This is a genomic window from Sulfurospirillum tamanense (genome assembly GCF_016937535.1).
Lineage (GTDB): Bacteria > Campylobacterota > Campylobacteria > Campylobacterales > Campylobacteraceae > Sulfurospirillum_B > Sulfurospirillum_B tamanense.
The window spans coordinates 1-13,887 of record NZ_JAFHKK010000040.1 but is presented as its reverse complement, the minus strand read 5'-3'; the positions used below and the strand labels follow the sequence as shown (position 1 = coordinate 13,887).

The 13,887-nt window shown below is 46.7% G+C and carries 12 protein-coding genes; 3 read left to right on the top strand and 9 right to left on the bottom strand.

Annotation, left to right across the window (positions count from 1 at the left end; all coding sequences use genetic code 11):
• Positions 1-97: 97 nt before the first annotated feature.
• Positions 98-1,558, top strand: coding sequence for a diguanylate cyclase domain-containing protein (locus JWV37_RS11895; protein WP_205460048.1), 1,461 nt, complete (start codon positions 98-100; stop codon positions 1,556-1,558).
• Here JWV37_RS11895 and trmA read toward each other — a convergent pair.
• From trmA to JWV37_RS11850, 9 genes are all read right to left on the bottom strand, one after another.
• Positions 1,536-2,645: a tRNA (uridine(54)-C5)-methyltransferase TrmA gene (gene trmA / locus JWV37_RS11890; RefSeq protein WP_205460047.1), complete on the bottom strand. Its 1,110-nt coding sequence runs from the start codon at positions 2,643-2,645 to the stop codon at positions 1,536-1,538. The genes JWV37_RS11895 and trmA overlap by 23 nt on opposite strands.
• A gap of 12 nt (positions 2,646-2,657) precedes the next feature.
• Positions 2,658-3,572 carry a hypothetical protein gene (locus JWV37_RS11885; protein ID WP_205460046.1) on the bottom strand — a complete coding sequence of 305 codons (915 nt, stop codon included), beginning with the start codon at positions 3,570-3,572 and terminating at the stop codon, positions 2,658-2,660.
• 88 nt (positions 3,573-3,660) lie between these two features.
• Entirely contained in the window at positions 3,661-4,842 is a 1,182-nt protein-coding gene (locus JWV37_RS11880) for an MFS transporter (RefSeq protein ID WP_205460045.1), read from the bottom strand.
• Positions 4,843-4,894: 52 nt separating this feature from the next.
• Complete coding sequence (locus tag JWV37_RS11875; RefSeq protein ID WP_205460044.1) at positions 4,895-5,863, bottom strand: DNA adenine methylase; 969 nt, start codon at positions 5,861-5,863, stop codon at positions 4,895-4,897.
• Positions 5,864-5,921: 58 nt separating this feature from the next.
• Positions 5,922-6,155 (bottom strand): YgaP family membrane protein, encoded by a 234-nt coding sequence (locus JWV37_RS11870; protein ID WP_205460043.1) that lies wholly within the window; start codon positions 6,153-6,155, stop codon positions 5,922-5,924.
• A gap of 68 nt (positions 6,156-6,223) precedes the next feature.
• Complete coding sequence (locus JWV37_RS11865; RefSeq protein ID WP_205460042.1) at positions 6,224-6,976, bottom strand: SDR family NAD(P)-dependent oxidoreductase; 753 nt, start codon at positions 6,974-6,976, stop codon at positions 6,224-6,226.
• Between the two features lie 140 nt (positions 6,977-7,116).
• A complete protein-coding gene (acnB, locus tag JWV37_RS11860) occupies positions 7,117-9,669 on the bottom strand; it encodes a bifunctional aconitate hydratase 2/2-methylisocitrate dehydratase (RefSeq protein ID WP_205460041.1) in 2,553 nt (850 codons plus the stop codon).
• A gap of 126 nt (positions 9,670-9,795) precedes the next feature.
• The gene (locus JWV37_RS11855) at positions 9,796-11,829 is read right to left on the bottom strand and encodes an FIST N-terminal domain-containing protein (RefSeq protein ID WP_205460040.1); all 2,034 of its coding nucleotides are present in this window, start codon (positions 11,827-11,829) and stop codon (positions 9,796-9,798) included.
• Positions 11,826-12,539 carry a response regulator transcription factor gene (locus tag JWV37_RS11850; protein ID WP_205460039.1) on the bottom strand — a complete coding sequence of 238 codons (714 nt, stop codon included), beginning with the start codon at positions 12,537-12,539 and terminating at the stop codon, positions 11,826-11,828. Before JWV37_RS11850 ends, JWV37_RS11855 begins: the two co-directional genes overlap by 4 nt.
• A 203-nt stretch (positions 12,540-12,742) precedes the next feature.
• On the opposite strand from JWV37_RS11850, the gene JWV37_RS11845 reads away from it, so the two are divergent.
• Together JWV37_RS11845 and JWV37_RS11840 are read left to right on the top strand one after the other, a co-directional pair.
• Positions 12,743-13,120 carry a PA2779 family protein gene (locus JWV37_RS11845; RefSeq protein ID WP_205460038.1) on the top strand — a complete coding sequence of 126 codons (378 nt, stop codon included), beginning with the start codon at positions 12,743-12,745 and terminating at the stop codon, positions 13,118-13,120.
• The coding region (locus JWV37_RS11840; protein WP_205460037.1) for a PA2778 family cysteine peptidase at positions 13,117-13,887 on the top strand (771 nt) is incomplete at its 3' end. The genes JWV37_RS11845 and JWV37_RS11840, both read left to right, overlap by 4 nt.

Here is a 13,887-nt window from a genome sequence, read left to right as displayed (position 1 = left end):
TTTGCTTTTAAGTCTAAACTTGTTATAATAATGAAATATTTTTAGGATAAATTTATAAATTAGCTACACAAGCATATCCACACAGGAGTGTCGCGCCATGAAAAACACCCTAAAAAGTGCTCATCTCCCCTATGTATTGTTGCTACTTTCTGCCCTTTTTTCTTCTATTTTTTTGGTTTACATGTATACTGTTGTTGGCTTGGAAAAACCTTTTATGCTTACCTGTATTCTCTTAGTTGGAGTTTTTTTTGCCTTTGGCTATGCTGTACTAAAGTACCATCACTCCCTTATGTTAAGGCGCGAGCTTCAAGCCTTTAAGTTTGCAGTCGAAAACAGCAATAACACAGTCGTCATTACCGACCCCAAGCGCCACATTATTTATGCTAATGATGTGTTTGAAAAAACCACAGGCTACACATCCAAAGAGGCTTTGGGGCAAAACCCAAACATCCTCAAATCAGGCAAACATGACCCTGACTTTTACGCCCACATGAACGCAGTGCTTGACCGAGGAGAAAAGTGGCAAGGAGAGTTCATTAACAAACGCAAAGACGGCTCCATTTATTATGAAAAGGCGTCTATTGTTCCAGTGTTTATTGATGGAAAACTGACCAACTACCTTGCCATCAAGCTTGACATTACCCGTTATGTGGAGCAGTCGTTGCGTCTTAGGGAGTCTGCGGCGGTTTTTGACCACATCGAAGAAGCTATTGTCATCACCGATGGCAATAGCCGCATTCGCTCTGTAAACCGCGCTTTTACTGCTATGTACGGCTATACTCTTGAAGATATTGCTGGAAAAAACCCCTCCATTTTACGGGCAAAAAAAGCCGATAAACTTTTTTATGAGAGCATGTGGCAAGCGCTTGTTGAAAATAAACTATGGCGCGGAAAAATCCACAACCGCCGCAAAAATGGACAAGAAGTGGTGTTGTGGATGACCATCAAAGCCGTCACTGATGAAGAGGGTCGTATTGTAAGTTACATCGCCATCCAAACAGACATCAAAGAGATGCTTCAGATGCAAGAGCGGGCAAGCTATCTGGCGCGGCATGACCAACTTACGGGTCTTTCCAATCGCCTTGGCTTTGAAGAGCAATTTGAGTCTATGGCAAAACTCTCAAAACGCAACGGCTCTATGTTTGGGGTGATGTTTATCGACCTTGACCATTTTAAAGCCATCAATGACACTCTTGGGCACGACGCGGGTGATGGCGTGTTGGTAGAGGCGGGAAAGCGGATTGCCAAAACCCTTAGAGAGATTGACGTGCTTGCCCGTTTTGGAGGCGATGAGTTTGTGATTTTGGTGGGATTTATTCGGGCTGAGGCGGAAGCCGCACTCATTGCACGGCGCATTTTGAAAGTTTTTGAAGAAAAGATTACTTTTAAAAATCACGCCCTTAAGGTAACCCCCAGCATCGGTATCTCTTTTTATCCTAACGATGGAGAGGAATACAATGTCCTTATCAAAAAAGCCGATTCGGCCATGTATGAAGCAAAAAAATCAGGCAAAAATACCTTTTGCTTTTACAAACCTACGTTTTCTTCGTTAGAATAACTCCGCTTTCAAGGTGATGGGTGTAGGGAAACTGGTCAAACAGCGCAAAATGGGCCACTTCGTGGGTTTTAGTTAGCAGTTCTAGATCCCGCGCTAGGGTGTGTGGATTGCATGAAATGTAGATAATGTGTTCAAACTGTGCCGCAAAAGCACAGCTTTTTTCATCCATTCCTGCGCGCGGCGGGTCCACAAAAAGGTGTGAAAAATCGTAATCATCCAAATCGACTTCCCGCAAGCGCACAAACTCCCGCTCTTTATTTAACGCACTGGTGAGTTCTTCTGCGCTCATACGCACAAAGGTGATGTTGTGCGTGCCATTAAGGGTGCAATTTTCAAGAGCAGATTTAATAGACGCTTTAGAGATTTCCGTGGCTAAGACGGCGCGAAAATGGCCACTTAGTGGCAAAGTGAAGTTCCCATGGCCACAATAAAGCTCTAGCAAATCCTTACATGTAAGGGGGTCAAGCTTGGAACACACCCACGCAATCATCTGTGCATTAACACTGCGGTTTGGCTGAGAAAACGCGCCCTCAAGAAGTTTAAAACGGTAGGTTTTTTCCTTTACATGTAAAGCATCCACCACCCACTCTTGGCTTAAGACTTTTTTCACCCCACGACTACGTCCAATGAGCCTTACATGTAAAGCTTTTTCAAGTTCTCTTGCCGCCTCTTCCCATGCGTGGTCAAGCTTTTTATGGTAGATAAGCGTCACAAGCATCCCCTCGTGGGCGCTTAAAAACTCCACACTAAAGAGCTTGTGTCTAAGTAGCGGACTTTGCTTTAATACCTCTTTAAGGCGTGGCAAGAGCGCATTGATGGCTTTGTCTGCCTTGGGACATTGTTCGATGAGCACCCTGCCCCCATCCACACTATTCATGGCAAAATCTATCGCCTCGCCCTCATGCCAGATGCGAAACTCAGCGCGATTTCGGTAGTGAGATGAAGTGGATGCAAATGCCTCAAATGGTTTTTTATAAAAAGGAGAAAACAGTGCTCTAGCGTCCTCTTGTTTGTCTAAAAATTGGCCCGTGTAGCCCTTGTTGTAGGCTGTGCAACTGCCACATTTTCCAAAATAATCACACGTCATATGGCGTTTCCTTTAAAAAAATTCCAACTCGTCTTCCTCGTCTTTGGGAGGCGTAAGCATCATTTCAAATTGCAAGATACTAGAGAGCAAGGAGGCATCAAGATAGTGGATGTCAATAGCAGTTTTTTCTTTTAGGACAGCAACAGTCCAAGCAATCAAGTCTTCTACGATAGTATTTAGTACGAGTACGAGCGAGGGTTTTTTCTCATGGCTAGGCAAAGTGTCCAGATGAGACATTAAAAGTTGTGAGAGCTTTGAGAGGCTGTAGCCAATGTCTCGAAATTCCATATTTTTTTCTAAAATAGTAGCATAGGACTGAAGTTGCGCGTTGACGTTGGTAAAGTAGCTTTCGTCGTGTTTTGTAAAGGTGTCAGTGGTAGCTTCGTGCAGTGCATTTGAGCATTCTAGGATGTCTTGAATGTCCAGTTCATCCATAGTGCCCTCTTCATAAAAGGCAGCGGCTGTGATTTTTTCTTCGTCTTTGTAGTGCATTTTGGCCAAATCAGCGTTAATGATTTCTGCACCATAGTCAAAAAATTCCTCTTTAGTTTCATTTTCTTGTGCAAAAGCTTCATAAACAAACTGTTCAATGGTGGCGATATTTTCACTGAATTTTGGATTAGCGTCTAGGTGCTGCGCGTTCCATTCTTTACACAAGTGAAAATAAAGCGTGTAATACTCTTTTAAGCTTTCTAGGGGAATGTGCTTCTCTTTATGCGCCTTTGCACCTTCTTGGATATACGCATACGCACGGGCAATATCCGTGTAAATATACACACTTAACTTTGCTACGGCCATGTTGTGAAACTTGGCTACCTCGGGTGGTGCGATGTGGCTGGAAAGCTTGGGGTCGTCGACGATAAGCTTTTCAAAAGGCAATACGACGGTTTCAATGAGCGACTCTAGGTGTTTTATATTTATGCGCATAATGTATCCTCTGAAGCAATGGGGAATTTTAGCTTGTTTGAACTTGCAACTTCTTAATTTTTACAGGTTTTAAACTACATGGTCGCTGTTACGTTCTTTTTTGAGAGCGCTGGGCATACAAGGAAAGAAAAAGCGCCCCCAAAAGTACAGAACTTGAACAGGCAAAGGCAAAGGTGTAGCTTCCCGTAAGGTCGCGTATGATGCCCGCGAGCAATGGTCCGACCATTTGCCCTATGCCAAAAAACAGCGTAATGAGGCTCATGATGCGCGCGGTGTGGCTAAGGCCAAACAGTTCGCTACTCAGGGTTGCCATAATGGAGGGCACCGCCCACGTGGAAAACCCAAACACGCCCGCGGAGAGAAACACCCACGCAAGAGGTACTTCAAAGGCGAGCAAACTGTGGGCTAGAGCTTGAAGTCCAAAGAGTATGGCTAAGGTCTTGTACCGTCCGATGGTATCGCTTACTGCGCCAAAAAAGGGGCCTGAAAAGAGGCTTGTGACCCCCAAGAGTGCCCAAAAGATGCCTGAAACTTGGGTGCTTGCCCCGTACGTGTCCGAAACGGCCGCCACAAAAAAGGTCATAAACATGATGGCTGTGGTGCCAAAGAGTAAAAAGAGTATACCCGTGTGCCAAAAGGCGCGAGAACGCACGATGTCGCGCAACAAGAGCGTGTCTCCCTTGGCATGGTGCGCATTTGCTTGAACTAGAAAACGCGCCATCACACTGCGCGCCCACAGGCCAATGAGCACGATACTTAAGGCAAATACACCCCAGCTAATGCGCCATGCGTAAGGCAAAAATTTCTCAAATGTAGGCACGATCAGGCTACTAAAAATCACCGCCAAACCAATGCCAGCCACCACAATGCCCGTAGCGCGCCCTTTCATCTTGGGAGGTACCACTTGGGCGATGTACGTCATGATGCCAATGTTTGCCAACGCGCCAAAAAATCCTGTGGCACTAAAAAACAACGCGGCCAAAAGATAGTGGGGTGCAACAGCCATGAGCACCATGCTAAAGGCTTGCACAAAAAGCGCCCAAGAGACAAGCAAAGAAGGACCAAAGCGGGTGTATGTTTTTGAAACAATAAATAAGCCGATAAAATAGCCCAGAAAATTGGCACTGCCCACAAGCCCTGCTTGGGTGGCGTTCATGGAAAGCTCTTCTTGCATAAGAGGCAAGACCATCCCAAAGGCAAACCGCCCCAAGCCCAAACAGGCAAATACCACCAAAAGTCCCATGATAATGGGTTTTACATACTCTTTCATTTTTTCTCTTTGCGCTTTAAAGTAGTGGCAACACTTTAGTGTAACCTAGCTTTCAACCCTCTTTTTCGAGCAAATGCACGGTCTCTAGGGTCTCTTTTTTTGGTGATTTTTTAGAGGTGCGCAGGCGCGGATGGGCGTGGCTAGCACAATCATAGCGCCCAAACTCTTCAAAAATCGCACGAATGCGCCCTGCGTCTAGGAGCCCTTCATCGTTATAGCTCATGAGGATGTAGCGAAACTTCGCCGTTCTTAACGTAGCCCTCAACTCTTCTTCTACGGCGCGTTTTTGACACCAGCGGGAGCGGTAGTAGTTTCCAAGACCACTTTTTCCCTTGATGTCGCGAGCATAGTTTCGTGCAATGGCGTTTAAAACATGGTAGTTTAGGCCGTATTGGCGATGGTTATAGGGCGGGTCGAGATAGAGAATGTCGCCCTCAATCTCCCCTAAAAGTGCCAATCCTTCGCGGTTATGCACCGTTGCATTGGCAAGGCGCGTGGCGGGAAGGGGTCGCAAAGAGAGGGCTTGGGTGGCGGTGAATTTGGTGTGTTTTAAAAAACTACCGTACACAGAGGTGGTGTTGGCTACGCGATCAGCCCCGTCTAGCAACGAAGCGAGCAAAGCCTTTGTTTGCGTGGGTGATAAGGTTGTTTCATAGTGCGCAATCACTGCTCTGGCCCCGTCGATTTTCCGTGCGTTTTGTGGAGTAAAGTACCCCCGTTTTGCCGCGCCCAAAGGTGAAAAATGCTCACACACAATCCCCTCACACGACGCGTGGCGCATCTGTTCAAGCAAAGCTTCATCGGTCGCCACGCCACACAAACGTTGGTGTAGCCACAAAGCGCTGTAAGCCTCCACATCATTGGCAATTAAAGCTTTACATGTAAGGCCAAAGGCTTCTGCTACACTGCCCGTACCGCCAAAAAGGTCGCATACGGTTTTGTCGTGCAAGGTACCAGAAAAGCGTGTAGCCAAGGAGAGAATGAAGGGGGCAAGCGCCCCCTTGGAACCGATGTAATTCATAAGAAATTGTAGTTTAAAAGGTCTAAAAAAGCGGTAAAATAAGCCTTACATGTAAAGCTTATTTGCAGCACGAACCTTTGCCTGTAGAGCAGCTGTCGGAATCTTCATTTGTGGTAGAAAATTTAAAAAGCGTATATGCCCCACAAAAACGAAACACGCCAGTAAGCAACACCACCACACCGATGACACCTAGCCAACTTTGAGCCCACAACGCCCAAGCGATGATAAGCCCACCGATAACAATCCGCGCGATGCGGTCAATACCGCCAACATTGGCTTTAAAAGGACACATATTCACTCCTTGAAAGAATTTTGCCCATCCTAACACAGGGCACATAAAACATCTCTACGAATTACAAATTAATCCTTTTCCACAACCAATCCACCGTAGCTTTGGCGCACGGACATGACTTCGAGGAAATTCACATTGACGTGCTCAGGGAAGTTTGCGCAGGTAAAAATAACATTGGCAATATCTGCGGCCTCAAGGGGCTTGGTGTCTTTATATACCGAATCCGCGCGCGTTTCATCACCCTTAAAACGCACCAACGAAAAGTCTGTTTTAGCAAAGCCAGGCTCAATGTTGGTCACGCGAATGTTGGTTCCCTTAAGGTCCGTACGAAGGTTGAGGGAAAACTGTTTGATGAACGCCTTGGTGGCACCGTACACATTTCCGCCCTCATAAGGCCAGTTGCCCGCTGTGGAACCGATGTTGAAAATATAACCCCGTTTGCGCTCTTTCATGCCGCTAATGACCGCTTTGGTGACATACAACACCCCTTTGATGTTGGTATCCACCATGGTTTCCCAATCTTCCAAGCTCGCCTCGGGTGCTTTTTCAAGGCCAAGGGCAAGGCCTGCGTTGTTAACCAAGATGTCAACGGCTTGATACGCCACAGGCAAGGAGGCGATGGCTTTTGCCACCTCTTCTTTACATGTAACGTCCATCACTAGAGGAAAAATATCTGCTTCAGGAAGGCTATTTTTAAGCTCTTCCAAGCGCTCTTTACGCCGTCCAGTGGCGATGACCGCATCGCCTGCTTTAGCAAAAGTTGTGGCGATTTCCCAGCCAAATCCTGACGTGGCTCCTGTGACTAAAACAATACGTTTCATGGGTATTCCTTTTAGTTAGAAATTTTGTCTAAAGTGTACCAAATGTCAAATAAGATGAGGGTAAAAAAACATGTTGGCTCACTGCACGCATTCGCTCATGAGCACAGCGAGCCAACGCCCGACCCCGAAGGGTCGGCATGTTAGTCTGCTAGCGCGTAGTCTTTAATGAGGTTAAAGTTCAAGTAACGGTACACGTTTTCAGTTTTGCCCGCAAGTTTGCGTGGCACGATAGACATGTACTCTTCTACGCTTGGCAAACGCCCAAGGATGGCGCACACTGCGGCAAGTTCGGCACTTCCAAGGTACACTTGCGCGCCTACGCCCATGCGATTGTCGAAGTTGCGGGTGGAAGTGGAAAACACTACCGCGCCATCGGCCACGCGGGCTTGGTTACCCATGCACAAACTGCACCCTGGGATCTCGATGCGCGCCCCTGCTTGTCCAAAGAGTGCGTAGTACCCCTCTTCTGTGAGTTGACGTTTGTCCATCTTGGTAGGTGGAGCAATCCACAGGCGTGTAGGCACTTGGCTTTCGCCTTGAAGCACTTCTCCAAGGGCGCGGTAATGGCCGATGTTGGTCATACAACTGCCCACGAACACTTCATCAATCTTCTTAGGACGCTTTTCATCGGCCAAGATTTCAGAAAGGGTTGCCACATCATCAGGGTCGTTGGGGCACGCTAAGATAGGCTCTTTGATGTCTGCAAGGTCGATTTCGATGATGGCTTTGTACTGGGCATTTTCATCGGCCTTTACAAGTTCTGGATTTTCAAGCCATGCTTGCATCTTCTGGGCACGTCGTTTTAGAGTTATAGGGTCGCCATAGCCCGCTTTGAGCATGGATTCGATGAGGGTGATGTTAGACTTTAGGTATTCTGCAATGGGCTCTTTGTCTAACGCTACCGAACACCCTGCGGCACTGCGCTCTGCTGAAGCGTCGGAGAGCTCAAAGGCTTGTTCGGCTTTGAGTTTAGGCAAACCTTCGATTTCCAATATCGTGCCAGCAAAAATGTTCTTTTTGTTTTTCTTTGGCACCGTTAAAAGGCCCATTTTGATAGCGTAGTAAGGGATGGCATTGACCAAATCGCGCAAGGTGATGCCAGGGTTCATCTCGCCTTTAAAGCGTACAAGGACGGATTCGGGCATATTTAAAGGCATAGAGCCTGTCACCGCGGCAAAGGCCACAAGACCAGAACCAGCAGGAAAAGAGATACCAATAGGAAAGCGCGTATGGCTGTCGCCGCCTGTGCCTACGGTATCAGGAAGCACCATGCGGTTAAGCCATGAGTGAATGACGCCATCGCCTGCTTTGAGGCTCACACCACCACGGTTTCGGATGAAATCGGGCAAGGTGTGCTGGAGTTTAACGTCGCTTGGCTTAGGGTACGCTGCCGTGTGGCAAAAGCTTTGAAGGACAAAATCCGCGCTAAAGCCAAGGGCGGCGAGCTCTTTGATCTCATCGCGGGTCATGGGGCCGGTGGTGTCTTGGCTTCCTACGGTGAGGGTTAATGGTTCTACATACATGCCTGGCCTAATGCCTTCTACGCCGCACGCGCGTCCGACCATCTTTTGGGCTTGGGTAAATCCTGCACCTTCTTCGGCAACAGGTTGAACAGGTTTGGCAAAAATAGACTCAGCCTCCATGCCTAGGCTTGCTCTAGCCTTTGCCGTTAGCCCGCGTCCGATGATGAGCGAAATGCGCCCACCCGCGCGGTACTCATCGGCGAGCGTGGTGGGGAGAAGTTTAAAGGTAGAGACCACCTTACCCTCTTTGGCCACCTTACCCTCATAGGGGTAAATGTCGATGATATCACCTGTTTCAAGGGCATCCACGTCCACTTCAATGGGAAGCGCGCCGCTGTCTTCGGCGGTGTTGAAGAAAATAGGCGCAATGGTCGTGCCTAAAATCACCCCGCCTGTGCGCTTGTTGGGAACACAGGGGATGTCTTTGCCCATGTGCCATTGAATGGAGTTGATGCCTGATTTTCGGCTACTTCCCGTGCCCACGACGTCGCCCACATAGGCCACTTCGTACCCTTTGGCTTTGAGTGCTTCGATGGTTTCCAAACTTCCTTCTTGGCGCTTGACAAGCATGGCATTCGCGTGCAAGGGGATGTCGCTACGGGTGAAGGCTTCGCTAGCGGGGCTTAGGTCATCGGTGTTGGTTTCGCCGGGGACTTTGAGCACAGCGAGGGTCATTTTTTCTGGGAGTGCAGGCTTGGAGGTAAACCACTCGGCATTGGCCCAAGAGACTAAGACTTCCTTGGCGTACGCGTTGGTTTTAGCGAGGGCTTCGACGGCATTAAACGCATCGTACACGAGGATAGTATTTTTCAGTGCCTTTGCCGCGGCTTTGGCAACGGCAGACTCTTCATGGCTAAGGGCGCCAACCAAAGGGTCAACATTATAGCCTCCTAGCATGGTGCCTAGCATTTCCACTGCGTCAAGGGGTGAAATGAGTGTACATGTAACGTTTTTAGCAAGGATGTCATTTAAAAATGCCGCCTTGACATAAGCCGCCTCATCAACACCAGGAGAAACACGCTCTTTAAGGAGTGTCAAAAGGGTTTGGGAGGGGCTTGTTTTTAACAGCTCGACCACTTGGGCGGCTTCTTGGGCGTTGAGAGGAAGCGGAGGGACACCAAGGGCTTGGCGTTCTTTTTTAGCAGTTTCATAAGCAGTCAAAAAGTCCATGTAAAGGCTCCTAGGGGGATTTTTCATGCATTTTAGCACAAAGAAGTTAGGTTTCCCAAGGAAGCGGTGGATTAACTAGAAGAGTAAAGTGAGGCGCAAGCTTAAAAGCATAGTTCCTGTTTTTAGTCATACAATCTCAACAGGCGAAACTTCTTTGGTTTCTATGGGAAAATCTATAGTGATACGTGCTCCGTCCTCGGTGTTTTTACTCGTAATTTTTCCTTTAAAATGCTTTTCAATAATCGTTTTTGCCATGTATAGCCCAAGGCCTGTTCCTGTGATGCCCTTGCTGGAAACATAAGGTTCAAACATTACATTTATCATATTTGCAGCAATGCTTCCACCATTATCAAAGACAGAAAAGCGGTACATTGCATTGAGCGCTTTGTATTCGCAGACGATGGTAATTTTTCCATTTTCATTACGTTGTTCCAAAATCGCATCTTTAGAATTAGAGACAAGAGAGAGTAGCACCTGAACAAGTTCACTGCCATAAACAAAGAATTTTTTTTCGTCATTGAGCTTAATTTCCAGATTAATGTTATACATTTTAAGAATTGGGTCAGCCAAAGAGCGAAGTTGCTCACAAATCATTGAAGCACTGTGCCACTCTTTTTCGACCTTGGGTTTGAAAAAATTTCTAAAATCCTCAATAGTATCAGAAAGGTAGTTGATGTTGCGGTCAACCACGCCAATATCAGCCAAAAGTGCTTCGTCTTTCTCCTTCGCACTCAAAGCACCAATACGCATTTTGCCAATCACCATGCCGATAATAGAGAGTGGTTGGCGCCATTGATGGGCTATAATACTAAGCATTTCGCCAATAATAGCACTTCGCGCTTGGATGATAACAAGCTCTTCAGAAGCCTGATAGCGCCTAACTGCCTCATCGACTTTGTCATTTAACGTGGAATTTAATGCACCCAATTCCAGCGCGGTTTGTTCACCAATGTGCAACAACGCGTTAAACGTTTCGGAGTAGCGATGGCTTGAAATCCCTTTTTTCTTGGGTGCCATTGCAAGGAGACGTACGTTTCCTTTGGTGGTGGGCGGCACCTCTTTAAGCCCAAGAACGGTCATGGTTTCGTTGAGTAAAAAGTTGCATTTATGATCCGAATCATGAAAAAACTCTCCGTAGGTAAAAAAGCCTGTCGTGGGTGCTACGGAAGAAAGCCCTTCAAAATCGTTGTACGCATCTTCTCCTAAAAAGTTTTTACGTGTCATACACGAAAACACCATCACTTTTTCAGGCCCAAACTCTGCCAAATCGGCGATAATCTCTTTCGCATCGGCCAAGATTGCATCAATGTCACCAAAGCCAAACTGGATAATTTCGCCCTCGGAAATGTTGCCCGCAAAGACCACCGAACCATCCCCGTTTAAACGAATGGGTGCGCGCCCTATCAAATGCCCCTCTTTGTAAAACACAAAGGGAAATTCAATGCCTCCTTGAGGAAGTTTTTGTGCTAACGCGGAGCCTAGATATTTTCGGTACAGCTCAAGCACGGAGATGTTATCGACGGTGTAGATGCAGTTTTTATCCGCGCGCGTGACTTTAAACTTTGGCCCCATGGGCGCCCAGTTGAAGCTTTTGGTGTGGTAAACCTCCAAGGTTTCGCTGACGAGATACCCGACCACGATGGCCTTAGATTTGATGTGCGTGTCACAAAAGATAAAACTCTCTTCATAGCGCCCGTTATCTCCTGCTAGTCCGCCTGCGACGACTAACGAAGGGGCTATTGAATTCACCCCGTCCATCAAATAATCGCCATTGGTGACGATGCCATCCGCGACGATAATGGCGACTTTTGCCCCTAGTCTTACCCCCTCGTGAGCAATCATTTGCCCCGCTTTAAAAGAGTCGAGTTCTGCCGAGAAAAGCTCTATCTCTAGCGTGGTGCTCTCAAAGGTTGTGAGGGAAAGGACAAAAGAGTGCACCATCACTTCCGTTTCAAAAATTTCCCCATCGGTGGTAGAACCCATGATGGAAGCTTGAGGTAAGAGGGATTTGATGCTGTAAAGAATCTCTTGGTTCACGGCTTGGTCATCGATGCCAGAATAGCACATGACAAAAATATTGGAAGCCAAACCTAACTCTTTTTGGGCGATAAAAAGGGCAAAATCTTCGTGGGAAACAAAACGGTAGGTGTATATTTTCACAAGGCACGCTCCTCAAGAACGATAGAATAACCCGTCGTACTGCACGTTGCAATAGCACTTTCTCCGATTTTATCTCTGAGTTTTTTAACCAATGTTCTCACAGAACTATCGGCTATAGATTCAAATTCCCATAGGTAACTTTCAATCACTGTTTTGCTAAGAACTGTGTGTTTGTTCTTAGCAAGCAAACACAGCAACCCTAACTCTTTTTTCGTAACATCAATGATTTTGCGACTAGAGGTTGCGTACACCACCTCGTCTATCAAGTCAAAAGAAACGCCCCCTTTAAGGACATAGGTTTTAGATGAACGGTGCTCCATGTGTTCGATGGTCTGCTGAAGGGTGGCGAAAAGTTTTTCAAGCGTGATGGGTTTCCTCAAGTAGGCATCAAGACCCAAAGGAACAGCAGCATGTAAAAAATCTTTTTCAAAACAAGCAGTCACAAAAATCACCGCTACGGTTGAGCGCTCTGAGCGGATTTTTTTAATAAAATCAATACCATTAGTTTTTGGCATGTACAAATCGGTGATAATGATGTCAATGGGATGCTCCTCAATAATCACATGGGCTTCTTTTGCTGACAAAGCGCTATGAACTTCCAAAAAATAGAGCTTAAGAATGGAACTCAAATAATCTAAAAACTCCTTTTCATCATCAACACATAAAACCGTGTAGCGATTGCAACACGCCATTGCACCTAGATCCAACATAGCGCCTCCTTTGCGAAGTAGTAAAAAGTATACGGTTCCCTCACTATAGCGTAATATTTACCCTTGAATACTTCGGATAGTAAACACCACGATACCGCTGCGCCAATAACCAAAAAATAACCGCACAAGACAATGATGTTACGCAAGAATCCCCTGTGCTTGAGACAAGCTTGTAGCTACTTTTTACATCCAAGGAGTTTATGATGAACACTTCTAAACTGATTATTGCTTTCTTTGTGTCCCTTTCTCTATTTACGACATCCATGTTTGCTGAAGTTATCAGTACAAAACAATTGCTGCACAAAACAGCCGCCATAAGTAGCATTGATAGTTTTCTCAACAAGCAAGAAGTCCAAGCCAAGCTTGCAGCACTTGGCGTGAGCAATGACAACATCCAAGCAAGGCTCGCCTCGCTCACAGAAGAAGAGCTTTCTCAGATTAGCCACAAGATAGACACCTTGCCAGCAGGTGCGGGCGCAGGAGGCATCATCGGTGTCATCGTGTTTATTTTTCTTGTTTTGTTGGTGACCGACATTTTGGGGTATACAAAAGTTTATAGTTTCACCAGAAGCGTTCAGTGAGGTACTTGCTTTTATGTGCCGCTATGGTGTTTTTTGTAGGGTGTGCTTCTAAAAATTACGACCACCTCTCTGCCAATACGTCGATTTTGGCGTCCAAAAAACTCTCCGTAACGCTCTACCCCCAAGAGGAATACTTCTGTGGGCCTTCGTCTATGGCAACCTTGCTAGAACATCAACGCGTTGCTTTTGTTTACGCCGATGCAATAGGAAGCTCCTTTACGCCCGAATTAAAAGGGGCATTGCAAGTGGAAATGAAAGCGACAGCAAGGCGTTACGGTCTCATTCCCTATGCGCTCACCCCCAATCTTTCTTCCATCTTAAGTGAGGTTTCTAGCGGCAGGCCTGTTTTAGTACTGTTTAATCTGGGGCTTGTCTCCTTGCCCACATGGCACTACGCTGTTGTCACGGGTTTTGATAAAGAGACGGAATACATCTACCTCTCTGGCGCCAAAAGCGCTCAAACACAGATGCGTTTTGATGCATTTGAAACCTTTTTTGAACGCGGGGGAAGCTGGGCTATTGTAGCACTTAAACCGCCCTTGTTGCCCGAGGCTTCTGATGAAATAGAGACAGTAAAAGCCATCGCCGATATGGCTGAAGTGGGCTACGAAGACCATGCCAAGCAAGCAGCAATGCAATACGCCAAACAACATCCTTTGTCGTTTTTAGGCACCATGATGTTGGCCAATATTCATTTTGGGATGAAAGAGTATCTAAGCGCAACAGCACAGTATAAACACGCCCTTGTGTTAAAGCCAAATGACCCT